Source organism: Deinococcus sp. KSM4-11 (genome assembly GCF_004801415.1).
In the GTDB taxonomy this organism is placed as follows: Bacteria; Deinococcota; Deinococci; order Deinococcales; family Deinococcaceae; genus Deinococcus.
Genome location: NZ_SSNX01000002.1, coordinates 257,558 through 276,556, shown reverse-complemented (window position 1 = coordinate 276,556; position 18,999 = coordinate 257,558). Strand labels below are relative to the sequence as shown.

At 68.0% G+C, this 18,999-nt stretch carries 16 protein-coding genes; all 16 read left to right on the top strand.

The genetic code is table 11. The annotated features are described in order from the left end of the window. The first annotated feature begins 507 nt into the window (after positions 1-507). Positions 508-1,803 carry an ABC transporter substrate-binding protein gene (locus E7T09_RS08385; RefSeq protein ID WP_240741691.1) on the top strand — a complete coding sequence of 432 codons (1,296 nt, stop codon included), beginning with the start codon at positions 508-510 and terminating at the stop codon, positions 1,801-1,803. Positions 1,804-1,845: 42 nt separating this feature from the next. Then, positions 1,846-2,781 (top strand): carbohydrate ABC transporter permease, encoded by a 936-nt coding sequence (locus E7T09_RS08380; RefSeq protein ID WP_136388726.1) that lies wholly within the window; start codon positions 1,846-1,848, stop codon positions 2,779-2,781. Beyond that, a complete protein-coding gene (locus E7T09_RS08375; protein ID WP_136388725.1) occupies positions 2,778-3,677 on the top strand; it encodes a carbohydrate ABC transporter permease in 900 nt (299 codons plus the stop codon). Before E7T09_RS08380 ends, E7T09_RS08375 begins: the two co-directional genes overlap by 4 nt. Further along, entirely contained in the window at positions 3,674-4,951 is a 1,278-nt protein-coding gene (locus E7T09_RS08370) for a family 1 glycosylhydrolase (protein ID WP_136388724.1), read from the top strand. Before E7T09_RS08375 ends, E7T09_RS08370 begins: the two co-directional genes overlap by 4 nt. After that, positions 4,948-5,955, top strand: a complete 1,008-nt coding sequence (locus E7T09_RS08365; RefSeq protein WP_240741690.1) for a glycoside hydrolase family 43 protein — start codon at positions 4,948-4,950, stop codon at positions 5,953-5,955. Before E7T09_RS08370 ends, E7T09_RS08365 begins: the two co-directional genes overlap by 4 nt. After that, positions 5,952-6,887, top strand: a complete 936-nt coding sequence (locus E7T09_RS08360; RefSeq protein WP_136388723.1) for a glycoside hydrolase family 43 protein — start codon at positions 5,952-5,954, stop codon at positions 6,885-6,887. Before E7T09_RS08365 ends, E7T09_RS08360 begins: the two co-directional genes overlap by 4 nt. Before the next feature lie 254 nt (positions 6,888-7,141). Further along, complete coding sequence (locus tag E7T09_RS08355; protein WP_136388722.1) at positions 7,142-8,299, top strand: LacI family DNA-binding transcriptional regulator; 1,158 nt, start codon at positions 7,142-7,144, stop codon at positions 8,297-8,299. Next, on the top strand, positions 8,296-9,213 hold the full coding sequence (locus tag E7T09_RS08350; RefSeq protein WP_168734761.1) for a carbohydrate ABC transporter permease: 918 nt from the start codon (positions 8,296-8,298) through the stop codon (positions 9,211-9,213). Before E7T09_RS08355 ends, E7T09_RS08350 begins: the two co-directional genes overlap by 4 nt. Then, entirely contained in the window at positions 9,210-10,043 is an 834-nt protein-coding gene (locus E7T09_RS08345) for a carbohydrate ABC transporter permease (protein ID WP_136388721.1), read from the top strand. The genes E7T09_RS08350 and E7T09_RS08345 overlap by 4 nt, the downstream gene beginning before the upstream one ends. A 79-nt stretch (positions 10,044-10,122) precedes the next feature. Further along, on the top strand, positions 10,123-11,415 hold the full coding sequence (locus E7T09_RS08340; protein ID WP_136388720.1) for a sugar ABC transporter substrate-binding protein: 1,293 nt from the start codon (positions 10,123-10,125) through the stop codon (positions 11,413-11,415). A gap of 15 nt (positions 11,416-11,430) precedes the next feature. Continuing rightward, positions 11,431-12,588, top strand: a complete 1,158-nt coding sequence (locus E7T09_RS08335; protein ID WP_205746964.1) for an ADP-ribosylglycohydrolase family protein — start codon at positions 11,431-11,433, stop codon at positions 12,586-12,588. Next, positions 12,585-13,895: an ADP-ribosylglycohydrolase family protein gene (locus E7T09_RS08330; protein ID WP_136388719.1), complete on the top strand. Its 1,311-nt coding sequence runs from the start codon at positions 12,585-12,587 to the stop codon at positions 13,893-13,895. The genes E7T09_RS08335 and E7T09_RS08330 overlap by 4 nt, the downstream gene beginning before the upstream one ends. An 11-nt stretch (positions 13,896-13,906) precedes the next feature. Further along, a complete protein-coding gene (locus tag E7T09_RS08325) occupies positions 13,907-14,773 on the top strand; it encodes a CoA ester lyase (RefSeq protein WP_168734760.1) in 867 nt (288 codons plus the stop codon). Continuing rightward, the gene (locus E7T09_RS08320) at positions 14,770-15,978 is read left to right on the top strand and encodes a CaiB/BaiF CoA-transferase family protein (protein WP_136388717.1); all 1,209 of its coding nucleotides are present in this window, start codon (positions 14,770-14,772) and stop codon (positions 15,976-15,978) included. The genes E7T09_RS08325 and E7T09_RS08320 overlap by 4 nt, the downstream gene beginning before the upstream one ends. Beyond that, positions 15,971-16,798, top strand: a complete 828-nt coding sequence (locus E7T09_RS08315) for an esterase family protein (protein WP_168734759.1) — start codon at positions 15,971-15,973, stop codon at positions 16,796-16,798. Before E7T09_RS08320 ends, E7T09_RS08315 begins: the two co-directional genes overlap by 8 nt. Then, a complete protein-coding gene (locus E7T09_RS08310) occupies positions 16,795-18,912 on the top strand; it encodes an ADP-ribosylglycohydrolase family protein (RefSeq protein WP_136388715.1) in 2,118 nt (705 codons plus the stop codon). Before E7T09_RS08315 ends, E7T09_RS08310 begins: the two co-directional genes overlap by 4 nt. Positions 18,913-18,999 lie beyond the last annotated feature (87 nt).

Here is an 18,999-nt window from a genome sequence, read left to right as displayed (position 1 = left end):
TGAACCTGCGCGGAGCGCAGGGTGATACGACTCCGGCAGTACCTCCTTGCCACCCAGCCTACGGGAGCGTTTCCTGACATCCACACGGTCGCAGGCCTGGTGGATCTCCTCCCTGTCTCTGCGAGGTTCTGAACGTGAAGATCATGTGAACCTGAGTTAAAACACTGCTGGAGGGAGCCGACGGTTATATTCGCGGCACCAAGCACGAAACATCCCTCCAGCACCCGTTCTCGAGATCCGGTCAGGAGCGCTCTATGTTTGCGCCGCACACATCGTCGTCATTTTCTATCGATGGTTTTGACAGTGCTCAACGCTCCAGTGGTTTCGTGATGGTCAAGCTGGTAGGGGTGATCGTGTTGGTGGCCCGGTCGTCCGGCTGCTTGCCTGGAGGGGCGCAGAGGAGGCCCATGGCCTGACACTCACGTTGCCAGGCACTCCTCAGGTGCCTGGCACCTTCCAGACATCGTTCCACAGAGGCATGTCCTCTGGTTCACAAGGAGGCTCACAATGATGCGTACCCTGAGTTTGGCCCTGCTGCTCTCCGCCGGCACGTCCCTGGCGGCCTACACCGGCCCGAAAGTGCAGCTCACGTATCTTCACGGCTTTACCGGCCCAGATCGGCCGATCATGGAAAAGCTCATCGCCCAGTTCAACGCGTCCCACCCCAACATCGAGGTCAAAGGGCAGGCCCAGCCGTGGGGCACCACCTGGCAGCAGCTGGGGCCACTCGTCGCCTCAGGGCGCGCGGCGGACATTGTCGCCATCAACGAGGATCAGGTCACCGGGTTCATCGCGCGTGGCGCCCTGACGCCCCTGACGCCCGCCGAGCTGACGGCTGCCGGCATCGACAAGGCGCGGTTCTACGGGCCGCTGTGGGCCACGGCCGACTACAAGGGAATGTCGTATGGGGTTCCCGTTCACTCGGTGGCGCTGGCGATGTACTACAACAAGGATCTGCTGACCAAGGCTGGGGTGACCAAAGTGCCCACCAACCGCAGCGAGTACCTCGCGGCCGCGCAGAAGTGCACGGTGGACAAGGGCGGCAAACATCCGGGCGACGCTGGCTTCGATGCCAAGAACCTGGACACCTGGGCGGCCGGGGTCGTCAACGGCTGGATGGGCGGCACCATCGCGTACTCGGTGACGCGGCAGAACGGGGCCGATCTGGTGGACAAGGCCCAGGACGCGGCCTTCACGAGCCCAGGTGCGCAGGAAGCCCTGCAGTTCCTGGTCGATCAGGTGCAGAAGTACCACGTGTCGCCCGCGAACGCCACCGAGCAGAGCGAGATCGCGGCCTTCCGTCAGGGCAAGGCCTGCTTCAACTTCAACGGCGTGTGGATGCTCGAGCAGTACAAAGGGCAGACCGGCCTGAACTTCGGAGTCACGCCGGTGCCGCAGCTGGGCACCAAGATGAACGCCGCCTGGGGCGGTTCCAGCCACCTGACCCTGCCCCGGCAGCGGGCGAACTACGACAAGAACAAGCGGGCGGCGGCGCTGGAGTTCGTCTCCTGGATGACGCAGCCCGCGCAGAACCTGACCTGGACGGCCGCGGGCGGGCTGCCCACCCAGCCGGCCGTGGCCAAGGACAAGAGCTACGACAACAACCCGGTCTCCGGCCTGTTCGAGGGGCTGCCCAACGTCTACGCGACCAGCGGTTACCCCTGGGTCGGCCAGGTGCGCGGCGCGTGGGACGGCGCGGTCGAGGCGGCCGTGCTGGGCAAGAAAACGGTCGCGCAGGCCCTGGGTGACGCGCAGAAAGAGGCCACCAAGCAGATCGAGCAGGCCCGCAAGGCCATCAAGTAACGACGCGCCCCGCGCCGCGTCCGCCCTTCCCGGAGGTATTCGATGACGACCAGCCACCCCCGCGCTCCGGGCGGCCGGCGGGGCCTGCACGACAACCACCCGCTGGTGCCGTACCTGTTCCTGCTGCCGCACGCCCTTTTTTTCCTGGTGTTCCTGGTGTACCCGATCGTCTTCGGGCTCTACATCAGCGTGCACCGCTGGGATCCGCTGTCGGACACCCAGCCCTTCGTGGGCGCCGAGTTCTACCTGAACCTGTTCCGGGACACGCCGCAGCGCGATTTCTTCTGGCGCACCCTGGTCAACACGCTGCTGTTCACCGTCATCAGCGTGCCGCTGCTGGTGGCGACCGCCCTGGGGCTGGCACAGTTGCTCTTCCGGCCCATCGCGCTGCGCACGGTGTTCCGCTCGATCTTCTTCATGCCCGGCATCCTAAGCGTCTCGGTGATGGGCATCCTGTGGAAGTGGATGTTCGAGAACCAGAGTGGACTGGTGAACAACGTCCTGGGCCAAATGGGCCAGCCGACCATTCCCTTCCTGACCACGGACGGCTGGGCCTGGGTGCCGATCACCGTCGGCACCGTGTGGTGGACGATCGGCTTCAACATGACCCTGTACCTCGCCGCGATGGGCAACATCCCGACCTCGGTGTACGAGGCGGCGGAACTCGACGGCGCGAGCGGTACCCAGAAGTTCCGCTACATCACGTTCCCGCTGCTGCAACCCACCACCCTGTTCGTGGTCGTGACAACGGTGCTGGCCTCGCTCCAACTCTTCGGGCAGACGCAGGTCATTACCGGGGGTGGCCCGGCGCGCGGCACCCAGAGCGTGATCATGTACATCACCGAGGAGGCCTTCAGCAACAACCAGTTCTCGTCGGCCACGGCCATGAGTTTCGTGTTCGGTCTGCTGATGCTGGTGTTCACCGCGATTCAGTTCCGCACCATGGCGCGGGACATCCGGGGCGGTGACAAGGGATGACCGATCCGCTGCCAGCCACGCGGCTGCCCACCACGCCGCTCCCCGTGACAGACACCCGGGTCGGCCAGTCGCGGCGGCGAGGCCCGCGCGACCTGCCGCGCTTCGCGCTGCTGCTGCTGCTGGCCCTGCTGTTCCTGGCCCCGCTGTACTGGATGGTGAGCACCAGCTTCAAACCGGAAGCCGATACCATCGCGGTGCCCGTCCAGTGGATTCCCGCTCACCCGACCGTGGACAACTACCGCGAGATCCTGACCTCGCCGGACGGCAACATCCTGCGCTGGGCGTGGAACTCACTGTTCACGTCCCTGGCCTTCACCGCCGCCCACCTGACCGTGTGCGTGCTGGCGGCCTACGCCTTCGCCCGGATGTCGTTTCCTGGCCGCGACGCGTGGTTCTGGTTCGTGCTGAGCTCCATGATGGTGCCCGGCATCGTCACCCTGATCCCCACGTACATCATGATGATCCAGCTCAACTGGATCGACACCTTCCACGCCCTGATCTGGCCTGGCGTCGCGGGGGCCTTCGGGGTCTTCCTGCTCAGGCAGTTCTTCGTGGGCATTCCACGGGAGCTGGAGGAGGCCGCGCGGCTCGACGGCGCCAACCACCTGCAGGTGCTGTGGTTCGTCATCCTGCCGCTCAGCCTCCCGGCGCTGGCGACCCTGGCGGTGTTCTCGTTCATGGCCTCCTGGAACAACTACGTCTGGCCATTGTTCGTCGTTCACGGTGACCTGCAGACGCTGCCGGTGGGCATCAACTCCTTCTCCAGCCGCTACACCACCGACTACGGCAAGCTGATGGCGGGCACCGCCATTGCCGCCGTGCCCGTCCTGGTGGCCTACCTGCTGGCCCAGCGGTACCTCGAGCAGGGGATCGCCGTGACCGGACTCAAGGAATGAGCGGGCCCGCCTTCTTCTGGGCGGTGGGCATCGAGAACACGGTGAATCCGGCGCTGGGCTGGGATGAGTACGCCTGGACGGCCCACCGGCAGCGCTGGGAAGACGATCTGCGGCTCGCGGCCGGTCTGGGCGTCACCCACCTGCGCTATGGGCTGCCGTGGCCCGATCTCAATCCGGCCGCGGGCACCTTCGACTGGGCGTGGGCGGACCAGGTGGTGACCCTGCTGCGCGACCTGAACCTGGAACCCATCTGGGATCTGCTGCACTTCGGCACGCCCGCGTGGCTGCCCGGCGGGCTGCGGGATGCCGGGTATCCGGCCGCCGTGACGGCGTATGCCCACGCGTTCTGCGCCCGCTATCCGGACATCACCAAGATCACGCCCTTCAACGAGCCGTACATCTGGTCGTTCTTCACTGGAGGCAACGGCACCTGGCCCCCCCACGGGCAGACGGTTCAGGAGTTCGCGCGCAGCCTGTGGCCGGTGCTCGCGGGCCTGCGGAGCAGCATCCAGGCCATTCGGGCGGTCAACCCCCGCGCGGAGATCTGGCTCAACGATGGGGCCGATCGCTTCCGGGCCACGACCCCGGAACTGATGCCATTGGCCGCCGAGCTCACCGAGTGGCGGTACGTGGCCTTCGACGTCCTGTGCGGCCGACTGGAATCCACCACGCCGCTGTATGCGGCGCTGGCTGAGGTGGCGAGCCCGGCCACCCTGGCAGCCGTTCTTGGCGATCCCACTCCGCCGGATGTGATCGGCCTCGATTACTATCCCGGCAGCGAGCACCTGATCCTGCCGCCGGACGCCCCAGCGCATCCGGGCGACTGGGGCCGGCGGGAGGACTACCACCTCTATCCCGACCCGCAGCCCCCTGGTCTGGCCCGGACGCTGCTGGAATACCACGCACGCTACGGCCTTCCGCTGTACGTGGCGGAGACCAGCACGGACACCCACCGCGAGGCCTGGTTGCGCTGGCTGGGTAGCGAGATTCTCAGCGCGCAGCAACTGGGAGCTACAGTGCTCGGGGCGACCTGGTGGCCGCTCTTCGATCACGTGGACTGGCATACCGGCCTTACCCGGTTGGAGGGCCGGGTGTGCCCCAGCGGCCTGTACCACCTCACGCCCGACATCCAGGCCCGTCAACCGGATCCCGTGGTGCCCTCCTTCCGTGAGTTCATCCGGCAGCCGCTGGCCCCGACCATTGAACCGGCCCCCGTTCCGCAGGACGCGCTCCCCTTCCTCGGCCGCGCCGCCCCACCAAGGAGTTCGTCATGACCCGGATCGCCCGCTGTGTCCTCGTTCTGTGCCTGACCGTCATGGCCAGCCTGGGTGCCCGTGCCGGTGGAGGAGGCCCCCCCGTGACCCGGACGTACACCAATCCCGTGATCGACGCGAATGTTCCCGATCCCTTCGTGCTCAAGGTGGGCAACTGGTACTACGCCTACGTGACCAATGGAAGCGGCGGCGACGTGCCGGTGCACCGCTCACGCGACCTGGTGCACTGGTCGTACGTGGGCGACGCGCTCGCCAGTCAACCGCGCTGGGCCCGCGGCGGCCTCACGTGGGCCCCGGAAGTCATGGCCTTCGGCCCAAAGCGCTTCGTGCTGTATTACACGACCCGCGACGTCCTGAGTGACCGCCAGTGCGTGGGCGCGGCGGTGGCCAGCAGCCCGGAGGGCCCGTTCACGGATGCCAGCGAGCGGCCCCTGGTGTGCCAGGCGGATCTGGGCGGCAGTATCGACGCCAGCCCCTTCCGGGACACCGACGGCCAGCGGTACCTGCTGTGGAAGAACGACGGCAACTGCTGCAACCTCAACACCGGCATCTACCTGCAGAAGCTCAGCGCCGACGGGCTGGCCGTGGTCGGTCAGGACACCCTGCTGATCAGCAACGGCGCCCTCTGGGAGGGCGCCGTGATCGAGGCCCCGACCCTGCATTACTCGGACGGGTACTACTACCTGCTGTACTCCGCCGGCAGCTACGACAACGAGACCTACGCGGTCGGGTACGCGACCTCGAAGGCGCTGACCGGGCCGTACACCAAGGCCCCCGATCCGCTGGTGGTCACGAGCGGCCGGGTGGTGGGGCCGGGCCACCAGTCGGTGGTGCAGGACGGGGCGGGGCAGACGTGGCTGGTGTACCACGCCTGGACGCTCGGCGCGGTGGGGGACGGCAATAGGGGACAGCGCAGCATGCGCCTCGACCGCGTGGGCTTCAAGAATGGCAAGGTCATCTTCGGCGGCGTGACCCTGACCCCGCAGCCCGCGCCCACCCCATGAGCCGCGCGAGTATCGGCCCGGTTCATCCCGGCTATTTTGCCGATCCCTTCGTGCTGCGCAGCGGTGACCAGTACTATGCCTACGCCACGGGCCTGGACGGCCGTCAGGAGCTTGGCGGGATGGCCTTCGAGGTGCTCAGTTCCTCCGATCTCCGAAGGTGGGTGTCGCACGGCGGGGCGCTCGTGCCCATCACCGATGAACCCCGCGCGTACTGGGCGCCCGAGGTGGCTGAACACGGTGGGTCGTTCTACATGTACTACTCGGTGGGGATCGAGGATAAGGGGCATCACCTGCGCGTGGCGGTCAGTGCCAGTCCCCTGGGCCCCTTCCTCGACCAGGGGCTCAACCTGACGCCGGACGAGCCCTTCGCCATCGATCCTCACCCGTTCCGGGACGAGGACGGAAGCTGGTACCTGTACTACGCCCGCGATGACCTGACCGGCGAGCGCCCCGGCACCGTGCTGGCCGTGCAGCGCCTGGAGGACATGACCCGGCTGGTGGGCCCGCCTGTGCCTGTCCTGGTCGCCAGCAGCGACTGGCAACGCTATGAGCGGGATCGCCCCATGTATGGGCGGGTGCTTGACTGGTACACCCTCGAAGGCCCGTTCGTCGTGAAGCGGCGCGGGCAGTACCACCTCTTCTATTCCGGGGGGGCCTGGACGAATGAGACCTACGGCGTGGGACACGCGGTCGCCGACCATCCACTGGGCCCCTGGCAGGAGCCGCAGGAGGGGCCGGTGGTGCTGGCATCCGGCCTGGGAGGCCTGCGGGGGCCAGGCCACAACAGTGTGGTGCAGGACGCTCAGGGCCACGATCACCTCGTGTTCCATGCCTGGAACGCTCTGGGCACGCAGCGGGAACTCCATATCGAGCCGCTGGTCTGGACGGTCGACGGAACGCCCCAGCTGGATCTGGGTGGGGACAAGCAGTAAGGCGAAGGGACTGCTGGGCGGCCTGGGATTTGCCGTCCGCGTGATGGACGCCGCACTGTGCTTCGCCCGACTGTTCTGCTCAGACCCTTCCGCGGACCGGTCGGCGAGAAGCGCGGTGAAGGATCCGCCTGGGCCAACCAGGCGGATCCTTGCCTTCAGAGGCACTCGGGCGGATCTGGTGCTCACCGTCTCAGGGGTCAGCATGCCCTGTTCGGTTGCGAATGTCACGGCCCGCCGGGCCGTGAGGGCTCGTGATGAGGGAGGTCAAAGATGGCCTCACCGTCCGCCCGTCCGCGCCAGCAGGGCTTGACTTCCCGCGCTCCATACCATTACTGTTAAAACGTTTCAAAAACAAAGTGTCGGGGGTCGAAATGACGTCTGAGGTGAGTGATGCCTTTGCAAAAAAGGCAACTATTCACGAGGTGGCCCGGCGTGCCGGGGTCTCGATTGGTACCGTCTCGCTGGCGCTCAACGGCAGCACGCGCTGCTCCCCCGTGACCGCGCGTCGGGTTCGGGAAGCCGCCGAGGCGCTCAATTACCTGCCCAACCACGCCGCGCGAAGCCTGCGGAGCCAATCCACCGAAACCATCGCGCTGGTGATCCCCGATATCGGGAACCCCGTGTACGTGGCTATGGCCCGGGCGGTGCAAGAGGTCGTCAAATCCCGCGGCTATCACTTGTCATTGATCAGCACGGATGGTCACGTCCAGGAGGAGGTGCACGCCCTGGGTACCCTCTCGCAGCGCCGCGTGGACGGCATGATCCTGTGTTCGTTGCGGATGACCGAACCGCTGGTCGCCGCCCTGAAGAGTGCTCCAGGGCCGGTCGCGGTGATCGGTGCGCTGGCTGAGGTGATTCGTACCGATAACGTGCAGGTCAACTCCGAATATGGTGTCGCGCTGGCAATCGATCACCTGGTCGAGCAACGCCGACGGCGCATCGCCTTTCTCAACGGCCCCGCGGACACGGTTCCGGCGACCATTCGCGGCCGGGGATACACCGAGGCGCTCAGGCGCCACGGCCTGGATCGACCGAGGACGTGCCACGCGGAGTACAGCGTGGCCGGGGGCCACCAGGCGGCGGGAACACTGCTCGACGAGCACCCGGATCTCGACGCTCTGTTCTGTGCCAACGACCTGATGGCCATCGGAGCCATGAAGCGCCTGCGCGAACTTGGCCGACGGGTGCCGGATGACGTGGCCGTCGTCGGCATGGATGACATCCCCGAGGGCCTGATCTGCACGCCCACCCTGAGCACCGTGTCCCTCCTGGCCACGGAGCGGGCCCGAATCGCGGCCACCATGCTGCTCGACCGACTGACCGGCGGCAGCGAACACGACGTGCAGAGCGTCATGGTGGCGCCCACATTGATCGTGCGCGAGTCCAGTCGCGTGGCCGGGAAACGCCCATGACCATGCCGCGCGAGCAGGCGACCGTGCCTGGCGGCAGCGGGTACGCGCGGCCGAACTGGTGGCTGTTCTTGCCGACCCTGGTGCCGGTCGTGATCCTCTCGATCCTGCCGCTGCTCCAGGGCGTGTACCTGGCCTTCACGGACTACACCCTCGGCGCGGCGCAGCGGCATTTCATCTTCCTCGGCAACTTCTCGAAGATGCTGTCCGACCGTCAGTTCTGGACATCCTTCGAAATCGGTGCCATCTGGACGGTCAGCGTGACGGTCGGCGTGATCGTGCTCGGAATGTGCCTGGCGCTGCTGCTCAACGCGGGGCTGCCCGGCCAGGCGGTGGCGCGGGTGCTGGTGCTCATCCCCTGGGCCATTCCACCGGTCATCAAGGGCATGATCTGGCGCCTGATGTACCACCCGACGAGCGGGTTCCTGAACAGCGTCCTGCTGTGGGCCGGCGTGATCGACTCGCCGGTCGATTGGCTCAACGACTTCGCGTGGGCGCTGCCCGCCGTGATCGTGGTCGGCATCTGGACGGGGCTCCCGCAGGCCACCGTGGTGCTGCTGGCCGCCCTGCAGACCATTCCCGGAGAGCTCAAGGAGGCGGCCGCGCTGGACGGCGCCGGCGCCTGGGGGCAGTTCCGGCACGTCACCCTGCCGCTGATGATGCCGGTGGTGCTGGCGGTCAGTGCGCTGGAATTCATGTGGAACTTCAATTCCTTCGGCCTGGTGTACACCCTCACCGAGGGTGGGCCGGCCGGCACGACGCGGCTGCCCATGCTCTTCGCGTATGAGGAGGCCTTCAAGTACGGCAACATCGCCTACGCGTCCGCGCTCGGCATGGCCATCGTGGTGATCATCGGGCTGGTGCTCTTCTACAGCGTCCGCAGCCAGTTCCGCACGGCCGTGCAGGAGCAGGCATGAAGCCCCGGAGATCCCTGGCGCGGCTGGCCATGTCGGCGCTGCTGCTGCTGTTCGTCCTCTTCCTGGCGTTTCCGGTGGTGTGGCTGCTCTCCACGGCCTTCAAGCCCACTGCTGAGATCTTTACGGTCGCGTCCTTCTTCCCAAAAGTTCCGACGCTCGACAACTTCGCGGTGGCCATCAATGACCTGGGGATCATGCGCAGCGCCGCGAACACCTTCAAGGTCAGCGTGATCTCTGCCCTGCTCACCCTTGGCATCGCGACGCCTGCCGCGTACGCCCTCGCCCGGCGCGCCACCGGCGTGAACCGCGCAGTCATGGTCTGGATTCTGGTCACGCAGACCTTCCCGGTGATCCTGATCATCGTGCCGCTCTTCCTGATCCTGGCGCGCGCCGGCCTGGTGAACACCCACACGGGCCTGATCCTGGTGTACGTCGTGTGGAGCCTGCCCTTCGTGCTGTGGATGCTGCAGGGCTACATCGCCGGCATTCCGGTCGAGCTGGAAGAGGCCGCCGCCGTCGACGGCGCCTCGCAGGGGCAGGCCATCCGGCATATCCTCGTCCCGCTGCTCGTGCCCGCCCTGGTCGCCACGGGACTGTACGCCTTCATCAACGCCTGGAACGAGTTCTTCTTCGCCCTGATCCTGCTCAAGTCCCCGGAGCTCACCACCATTCAGGTCAACCTCTCCCGGCTGCGCGGCGTCGAAGGCCTCGCCCGCTGGGGCCCGCTGGCGGCTGGGAGCGTTCTGGCCACCATCCCCACCCTCGTGCTCTTTGCCTTCATGCAGCGTCGCCTGGTCTCCGGGCTGCTGGCCGGCGGCGTCAAAGCCTAGGAGGTGTGCCCAGCCCAGTTCGTCCACCGGTGTGCTCCCCGTTGTTGGTTTCCCCGACTTCCCTTCCGTGAGGCCTCCCATGAAACGACTGACCCTGATCACTGCCGTCCTGCTCACCGCCGTTCAACCGGGCATCCATGCCCAGGCCCAGACCCCCGTGAAACTGCGCTTTGTGAGCCTCGCGTGGCAGACGCAGGCGATCGCCGCGACCAAGGCCGCGATCGCGGAGTGTGACGCCAAGGACGCCGCGTACACGATCGACTACCAGCAGGTCTCCTGGGACTCCATCCAGGACTACCTCACCACGTCCTTCGAGGCCAAGAACGTGCCGGACATCTTCCACTACGAGTCCACCGAGGTGATGGAATTCGGCGACCGCGGGTACCTCACGGACCTGTCGAAGCTAATCCCGGCGGAAATGAAGGCGGACGTCGCCAAGGGCGCGTGGGCCACCGTGACGGCCGACAACGGCGCGGTCTATGGCGTGCCCTTCCTGTGGGAGTCGCTGATTACGCTGTACAACAAAGACCTCTTCAAGAAAGCCGGGATCCGCCCTCCCACGGTGGCCAAGCCGTGGAGCTGGGAGGAATTCCAGGCCGCGTCGAAGAAGCTCACGCTGGATACCAACGGCGACGGCAAGACCGACCAGTTTGGTTCGGCCTTCGGCCTGCGTTCGCCCACCAACCGCATCCTGAACCTCGCGCTGGGCTTCGGCGGCGATTACTTCTACAAGAGCGGCAACAAATATGTCGTGAAGGTCGGCGACAAGGAAAAAGCGCTGCTGAAGATTCTCTTGAACATGCACTACACCGATAAATCCGCGTCGCCGGACGGTCTGACGGCGCAGAGTCCGGAACTGTTCAACGGCTTCTTCACCGGCAAGTACGCGATGCTGCCGGGAATCGGCGTGTGGGCGCGGCAGACCATCGCGGAAAGTGGCCCCCCCGGCCTGAACTGGGGTGTGTTGCCGCCCATCAAGGCGGTGACGCAGGATCAGGGTTCCGCCACCCAGACGCTGAGCATCCCGACCGTATCGACCCACAAGAAAGAGGCGATGCAGTTCATCAGCTGCTTTGTCAACCGCGTGAACAACGGCAAGCTCGCGGCCGGCGACTGGCTCTTCCCGACGCGCATGTCCTCGCTGCGGGGCGTGCCCTTCCAGACCGAGGCCAACGGCTGGAAGACCGCGACCGAGTCGGCGAAGTACCTGACCATGGCGCCGTTCCAGGAGGTCAAGGGCTTCACCGAGGTCAAGAGCAAGGTGCTCACGCCCACCTTCCAGCAGCTCCTCGCGAACCGCATCTCGCTGGATGACGCGGCCAAGCAGATCGAGCAGCAGGGCAACGAGATCCTCGCGAAGTACTACAAGTGAGTCAGGAGGAGCGGCGTGGCCACGAGTATTGAGGACGGAGCCATGGGCTGCATTCTGGGCGGCGCGGTGGGTGACGCGCTGGGGGGGCCGACCGAGGGGCGGACGCCTGAGGCCATCCGCGCCCGGTACGGCGGCGACGTCGTGGACTTCGTGGGTCCCTTCCACGAGGACTGGCAGACGGCCCGGCCGCTGTCGCCCCTGCACAAGGGTGACGGGCACGTCACCGATGACACGCTGATGGTCATGGCGCTGGCCAACGTCTACGGGAAGGTGCGGGGGCACCTCAGCGCCTACGACATGGCCGATCACCTCGTCGCCGAGATCGCGGACGTGGTGACGTACGTGCCCGAGTTCGAGCGGGACACCGTGCTGGTCAATCGGCTGTTCTACGCGGAAAAGTACCTGCTGCTGCGCCTGCGCCAGGCCCATGTGGATCCCAGGGAGGCCGGCGTGGGCAACGTCGTGAACTGCGGCGCGGCGATGTACATGGCGCCGGTCGGCATCGTCAATGCCGGGCATCCCGCCGGGGCCTATCAGGAGGCCATCGAGATCGCCGGGGCCCATCAGTCCAGCTATGGGCGGGAGGCGGCCGGCGTGCTGGCCGCGGCAGTGGCCGAGGCGCTGCGGCCGGGCGCCACGGTCGACTCGGTCGTGGCCGCCTGCGTGGCCCTGGCGCGGGACGGCACCCGCGAGGCCATCCTGGCCGTCACCGCCGCGGCGCGGAACGTGCACGACTGGCGGGCCGCGATCCCTGTGCTGCGCGACGCCGTGCGTCCCTTCGACAGTGTGGGCGAGGACTACCGCGATCCTGACCTGGACGCCCGCAAGCCCAGCCGCAAGCGCGCCATCGAGGAACTGCCCGTAGCACTGGGCATGCTGGTCGCCACACGCGGCACGTACCTGGACACGGTGCTCGGCGGCGTGAACTACGGGCGGGATTCGGATTCCATCGCGAGTATGGGCGGCGCGGTCGCGGGAGCCCTGCACGGTGAGCAGGCCATCCCTGCCCACTGGGCCGCGCACATCCAGGAGCGCAGCCGCAAGGATCTGCGGGCCGTGGCCGTCTCGCTCGCTGCGGTCGCCCGCGAGGTGTTCGAGCAGGATCAAGCGCAGTTTGCCCGTCGCGTGGCCGCCTTTCCGGGCCCCCCGGTGGCCGGGACGGTGCCCGTGTGAGCGTCCGGATCACCTGGCTCGCGCTGGAGGAGCGTCTGGAACATGAGTTCCGGCAGCTGCGGGAAGAAGGCCTGGATCCGGGCGAGCTCGAGCGGGCCTGGGCCGAGCTGGAGGGTGCGCCCGCCGCCACCCGGCGCGAGGGTGCCGGGGCGCTGCTCGACCGGGCAAGGGAACTCACGTCCGTCCACGATGACGGGGAGGCTCCGCTCCTGCTTGAGGGGCAACCGGCACCGTCCCTCGACCGCAGCGACCTGCTCCGCCGGCTGCACGCCGGCTGGACGGGACGCATGGCCGGGTGCCTGCTCGGCAAACCGGTCGAGAAGATCCCGCGCGAAGGGATCCGCGAACTGCTGCAGTCCGGTGGGCAGTGGCCGCTCGACGACTACTTCACCGCGCGGGGCATCCCGCACGAAGTGCTGGCGCGCTGGCCCTGGAACCGCGCGAGCGCCCCGACCAGCCTGCGCGAGACCATCACGTGCATGCCCGAGGACGACGACATCAACTACGCCATGCTGAACCTCGCCGTGCTGGAGGGCGCGGGCCTGGACTTCACGACCGAGGACGTCGCCACGGCGTGGCTGTCCATGATGCCGGTGCTGACCACCTTCACGGCCGAGCGCGTGGCGTACCAGAATCTGCTCGAGAAGCGGGAGCCGCCCGAAACCGCGCGGCACCGCAATCCATACCGGGAATGGATCGGCGCGCAGATCCGGGCCGACGTGTGGGGCTGGGCCGCGCCGGGGGATCCGGCGCTCGCGGCGGCGCTCGCGCGGCGCGACGCCCAGCTCAGCCACACCGGCAACGGCGTCTACGCGGAGATGTGGGTGGCCGCGATGGTGGCCGCGGCCTTCACCCACGCCGACGTCCGCGCGGTGGTGGAAGCGGGCCTGCGCGTCATTCCGCATGGCAGCCGCCTGGCCGAGGCCGTGCGCTTTGCTCTGGAACTGCCGGGGCAGACTCAGGACTGGGAAGGCGCGCTCGATCTCCTGCAGGCCCGCTACGGGCACTACCACTGGGTGCATGCCATCAACAACGCGGCGCTGGTGGCCGCGGCCCTGCTCTATGGGGACGGGGACTATTCCACGTCCATCTGCCTTGCCGTGATGGGCGGCTGGGACACCGACTGCAACGGGGCCACCGTGGGGTCGATCGTTGGCACGCTGACCGGCGAGGTTCCTGCACGCTGGAGCGACCCCCTGCGCGGCGAGGTGCGGTCCAGCCTGCGGGGCTTCGATCACGCGCGGATCGACGACCTCGCGGCCCGAACGTTGGCCGTGATTCCGCAGCCAGTGGCGGTGATCCGCTGATGTGGCCCACCATGTTGTTCGTGCCCGGCAGTGATGAGCGCAAGCTCGCCAAGATCGGCACCTTGGGCGCCGAGGCGCTGCTGCTCGACCTGGAGGATGGCGTGGCGCCATCGGCCAAGGCCCTGGCCCGCGAGCAGGTGGCCCGCTCCCTGCAGTCCGCCCCGCCCGGCCTGCATGTCTGGGTGCGGGTCAACGCGGCCGACTCGCCGGACCTGTACGACGACCTGCACGCGGTGATCCAGCCGGGTGTGGAGGGCATCAACCTGCCGAAGGTCGAGTCGCCTGACGAGCTCCGGCGGGTGGACTGGCTGATCGGCGAACTCGAACGGCGCCGGGGCGTTGCTCCCGGGGGCATCCAGCTGATGGCCACCCTCGAGACGGTGCGGGGCGTGCGGGCGGCGGATGCCATTGCGGCCGCCAGTCCACGGGTGGTAGGGCTCTGCTTCGGCGCTGCCGACTACAGCCGTGATCTTGGCCTGGCCTGGCCTCCCCCGGACGGGCAGCTGAGCCTCGCGGTGCTCCACGCCAAGGTGGCCCTGGTGGAGGCGTCGGCACTCGCCGGGCTGGAACCCCCGCACGATGGGGCGTCCGGAAATTTCCGCGATCTGGAGCGGCTGCGGAGTGAGGCCGAGGCAGCGCGCGCCCTGGGCTTCAGCGGCAAGCATGCCATCCATCCAGCCCAACTGCCCGTGATCGAGGACGTCTTCGCTCCGTCGGCCGCCGAACTGGAGTGGGCCCGACGCGTCAGCGAGGGGTACGAGGTACACGCGGCGGAGGGCACCGGCGCGTTTGCTCTGGAGGGCACGATGGTCGATGCTCCAGTCGCGGCGCGGGCCCGCGCCCTGCTGCGGCGCGCCTTACGGCAGGCGTCCCGGTGAGCGGCGCCGGATCGGACACACCGCTCCCGCTGGCGGGCCTGCGTGTCCTTGACCTCTCGAGTCTGTATGCCGGGCCGCTGATCGCCACGAACCTCGGGGATTTCGGCGCGGACGTGATCAAGGTCGAGCATCCCCGCGGGGACGACGCGCGGCGCTGGGGCCTGTCCAAGGCCACCGAGCGCGGCGAGATTCCGCTGTGGTGGAAGGTCATCTCGCGCAACAAGCGGCTGCTCTCGCTCGACCTGCATCTCGAGGCCGACCGCGAGACGGCGCGGGAGCTCTGCGCGTGGGCGGACGTGGTCATTGAAAACTTCCGCCCCGGTCGGCTCGAGGGCTGGAACCTCGGCTACGACGAACTCAGCGCCGTGAATCCCGGGCTGGTGCTCGTCCGCGTCACCGGCTTCGGCCAGACCGGGCCGCTGAGCGCCCAGCCAGGCTTCGGGACGCTCGCGGAGGCCTTTTCCGGCTTTGCGTTCATCACCGGGCAGCCGGACGGCCCGCCGACCCTCCCCCCCTTCGGTCTGGCCGATGGCGTGGCGGCGCTGGCCGGCACCTCGGCCGTGATGATGGCGCTGTACTGGCGAGATGCGCGTGGCGGTCGCGGGCAGGTGATCGACCTGAGCCTGTACGAGCCTCTGTTCTCTATTCTGGGACCGCAAACCACCGAGTACGAGCAGACCGGCACGGTCCAGACAAGAATGGGCAACCGCTCGCGCCGCACGTCTCCGCGCAATGCCTACCAGACACTCGACGGTCGATGGGTCGCGCTGTCAGGGGGAACACAGCAGATCGTCGACCGCATGCTGGTCGTGATCGGCCGTCCCGAATTGCGCGCCGATCCCCGATTCTCCAACGCCGCCGCGCGCCGGGCGAACGCCGACGAACTCGATGCCCTGGTCGCCGACTGGATCGGGGCCCACGACCTGGACACCGTCCTGGGCCGGTTCCGCGAGATCGAGGCCCCCATCGCGCCGGTCTACAGCATCGATCAGATCGTCACGGATCCCCATGTGCTGGCCCGGCAGTCAGTGGTCTCGGTGCCGGACGACGATCTCGGATCGGTGCTGATGCCTGGCGTGCTTCCCCGGCTTTCCGCGACGCCGGGGCGCATCCGGCACACCGGCCGCACGGCCATCGGGGCCGACGCGGATGAGATCTACCGCGACATCCTGCACCGGGAGCCGCCGGAGCGGACGGATGGATGAACCGGTGGGGCTGGTCACCGTCGACACGCGGGACCCCCACGGTGGCCCCGGCCTGACGGTTCACAGCGTCGACAGTTCGCTGCTCGGCCGGGCATGGCACTACAGCCTGTACCAGCCGCCCGGGCCGGTGCAGGAGCCCCTGCCGCTGCTCTACCTCCTGCACGGCCGCGGCGGGAATCACACCTCATGGGCGGACAACAGCAAGGTGCTGGAGGCCATGGACGCCCGGATCCGGGCCGGCACCCTGCCCGCGGTTCGCGCGGTGATGCCGGACTTCGGGTCGAGCTGGTACGTCGACGCCGACGAGCCTCTCGAGCGGGCCTTTTTCGCTGACCTGCTGCCCCACGTCGAGGCCCAGGTCGGCCCGCCCGCCGGACGCATCCTGGCCGGGGTCTCCATGGGCGGCTACGGAGCGCTGCGCTACGCCCTGACACGTCCGCACCTGTTCGGCGCGGCCATGTTGCTGAGTCCGGCGATTTACGCGGGGCTCCCGCCCGCCGGGTCGAGCGCCCGCCGCCTGCCGGCATTCGGGACGCCCTTTCGGGACGCACGCTGGCAAGCGCTGAACTATCCGCGCGTTCTGTCTGGCCTCTCCACGGTGCCCACCCGCTTCTTTATCGCCGCGGGGGACTCGGAGTTCCGGCACCCGTCCCCTGCGGCCAACGCCGAGGTTCAGGCGGCGCTTCTGCACGCCCGCCTGACCGGACGCGGCGCTTCGTCGCACCTGCGTATCGTTCGGGGGGGTCACGACTGGGACGTGTGGCACCCCGCCTTCCTTGAGGGTCTCGGGTGTGTCCTCACTCCAGGAGCTGACCTGTGAACCACGTTGTCCCAGCCGACTATCTTGAACGTGTCTATGCGGGTGTCCTCGGCAAGATCATCGGCGTCAGCCTGGGCCGTCCCGTCGAGGGCTGGTCGTATGCCCGCATCACCGAGACCTTCGGCGAACTCGACCGGTACGTCCATGGTCACCGCGACTGGCCGCTGATCCTGCCAGACGATGACCTGACCGGCACCTTCACCTTTCTCCGGACCCTGGAGCGCGTCGCGGCCGAAGCCGTGACGGCCGCCGACATCGGGGACACCTGGCTCGACCAGATCGTGGAGGGCCGCACGTGCCTGTGGTGGGGCGGCTTCGGCAACTCGACGGAGCAGACCGCCTACCACCGGCTCACCGCCGGACTCCGCGCCCCGCTGAGCGGCTCGGCTGAGGTAAACGGTCGGACGGTCGCCGAGCAGATCGGCGCGCAGATCTTCATCGACGGCTGGGCCATGGTCGCTCCCGGTCGTCCCGACCTGGCCGCGCGGCTGGCCCGCGCCGCGGCGCAGGTGAGCCACGACGGCGCGGCCGTCGACGCCGCCGTGGCACTGGCGACCATGGAAGCGCTCGCGTTTGTCGAATCGGATCTCGACACCCTGCTCGACGCTGCACAAGCGGCGTTGCCTGAAGGCGGCGTGCTGGCCCGGCTGTACCGGGAGGTGCGCGCCTGGCACCGGGAGGAACCCGAGTGGGCGCGTGCCCGGCAGCGGCTGGAGGCCAGCTATGGGTATGACCGGTACCCCGGGAACGTGCATGTGATCCCGAACCACGGCGTGATCCTGTTGGCGCTGCTCTACGGGGCCGGCGACCTGCGGCGCAGTCTGGTCATCGCCAATACCTGCGGATGGGACACCGACTGCAATGCGGGCAACGTCGGTTGCCTGCTCGCCATCCGGGGCGGCCTGGCTGCCCTCAACGCGGTCCGGGACTGGCGTGATCCCCTGGCCGACCGACTCTACCTGCCTGGCCCTGAAGGTGGCCGGGCCATCACCGACGCCCTCACTGTCGCGGTCGAGGTGGCATCCCATGGCCTGGCGCTTTCTGGGGAGGCACCGCTCGCCTTCAAGGACGGCGCCCAGTTCCACTTCTGCGCGCCGGGCGCGGTGCAGGGCTGGCTGGGCGACGGCCTGACGCTTGAGAACGTCGCGGGGCACAGCCGGCTGGGCTCACGAAGCCTGGCCCTGCATTATCCGGGGCGGTCGGCGTGGGCACGGGTGGCCACGTTCCTGCCGCCTGAGGTGCCCGAACCGCCGGATACGCCCTTTGCGAGGGGGCCGGGCGGGGGCTTCAATTACACGTTACTGGCCTCACCCAGGGTGTACCCCGGCCAGGAGGTGCACGCCGAACTGGAGGCGGACACCACGAACGCGGAAGCGGTCACCATGCACCTGATGGTGAGGCAGTACGACGGGGACGATACCCTGGTGGCGCTCCCGGGACCCTCCGTCACCGCCGCGCCCGGTGAGCGCGTGACGGTGAGCTGGCGCGTGCCTGACCTGGACGGACTGCCCATCGCCGAACTCGGGCTGGAGGTGTCCAGCGGTCAGCCCGGCACCGTGTACCTCGACAGCGTACGTTGGCACGGAGCGCCGACCGTCACGCTGGGGCGTCCTTCTGGCGGCGGGGAGGGACGCATGTGGCGTCGCGCCTGGGTCAATGCGGTGGAAAAGATCGACATACGCGCGCCCGAGCCGTACCGACTGCTGCATGCCGGCACTGGGGGGGCAGTCTCCACCGGGAGCCGGGAGTGGACGGATTATGAGGTGTCAGCAGAACTGACGGTGCCGGTGGGCCGTCGCGCTGGGCTGGCCGCCCGCTTCCGGGGCCTGCACAGTTACTATGCCCTTTTCATTCAGCGCGGCGCCGTCACCCTGATCCGGGCCCGTCCAGGCCAGGCGGAACGCCTCCTGGCTGAGGCCCCGCTGGACGGGGATCTGGAGCGGCGTCACCTCCGGCTTGTCGTAAGCGGCCCGCACGTCCAGGGATTTGTCGACGGCACGCTGGTGGTGGAGGCTCGCGACGGCGAGGCACCGATTCTGTCTGGCGGGATCGCGCTCCTGATTGACGAGGGCTGGCTGTCGAGCGGCGATGTGACGGTTTCTCCCGTGACCTGATGATTCTTCATGTTGCTGACTGGTATGGAGCAGGTCGTCCACTCTGTCCATGTGCCACCTCAGACGTACACGGTGGCCACTGCACGC

Coding starts and splice junctions, on each gene's coding strand:
- E7T09_RS08385 (WP_240741691.1), top strand. CDS start 508: ATGATGCGTACCCTGAGTTTGGCCCTGCTGCTCTCCGCCGGCACGTCC.
- E7T09_RS08315 (WP_168734759.1), top strand. CDS start 15,971: ATGGATGAACCGGTGGGGCTGGTCACCGTCGACACGCGGGACCCCCAC.
- E7T09_RS08355 (WP_136388722.1), top strand. CDS start 7,142: ATGAGGGAGGTCAAAGATGGCCTCACCGTCCGCCCGTCCGCGCCAGCA.
- E7T09_RS08340 (WP_136388720.1), top strand. CDS start 10,123: ATGAAACGACTGACCCTGATCACTGCCGTCCTGCTCACCGCCGTTCAA.
- E7T09_RS08350 (WP_168734761.1), top strand. CDS start 8,296: ATGACCATGCCGCGCGAGCAGGCGACCGTGCCTGGCGGCAGCGGGTAC.
- E7T09_RS08370 (WP_136388724.1), top strand. CDS start 3,674: ATGAGCGGGCCCGCCTTCTTCTGGGCGGTGGGCATCGAGAACACGGTG.
- E7T09_RS08360 (WP_136388723.1), top strand. CDS start 5,952: ATGAGCCGCGCGAGTATCGGCCCGGTTCATCCCGGCTATTTTGCCGAT.
- E7T09_RS08380 (WP_136388726.1), top strand. CDS start 1,846: ATGACGACCAGCCACCCCCGCGCTCCGGGCGGCCGGCGGGGCCTGCAC.
- E7T09_RS08375 (WP_136388725.1), top strand. CDS start 2,778: ATGACCGATCCGCTGCCAGCCACGCGGCTGCCCACCACGCCGCTCCCC.
- E7T09_RS08325 (WP_168734760.1), top strand. CDS start 13,907: ATGTTGTTCGTGCCCGGCAGTGATGAGCGCAAGCTCGCCAAGATCGGC.
- E7T09_RS08365 (WP_240741690.1), top strand. CDS start 4,948: ATGACCCGGATCGCCCGCTGTGTCCTCGTTCTGTGCCTGACCGTCATG.
- E7T09_RS08345 (WP_136388721.1), top strand. CDS start 9,210: ATGAAGCCCCGGAGATCCCTGGCGCGGCTGGCCATGTCGGCGCTGCTG.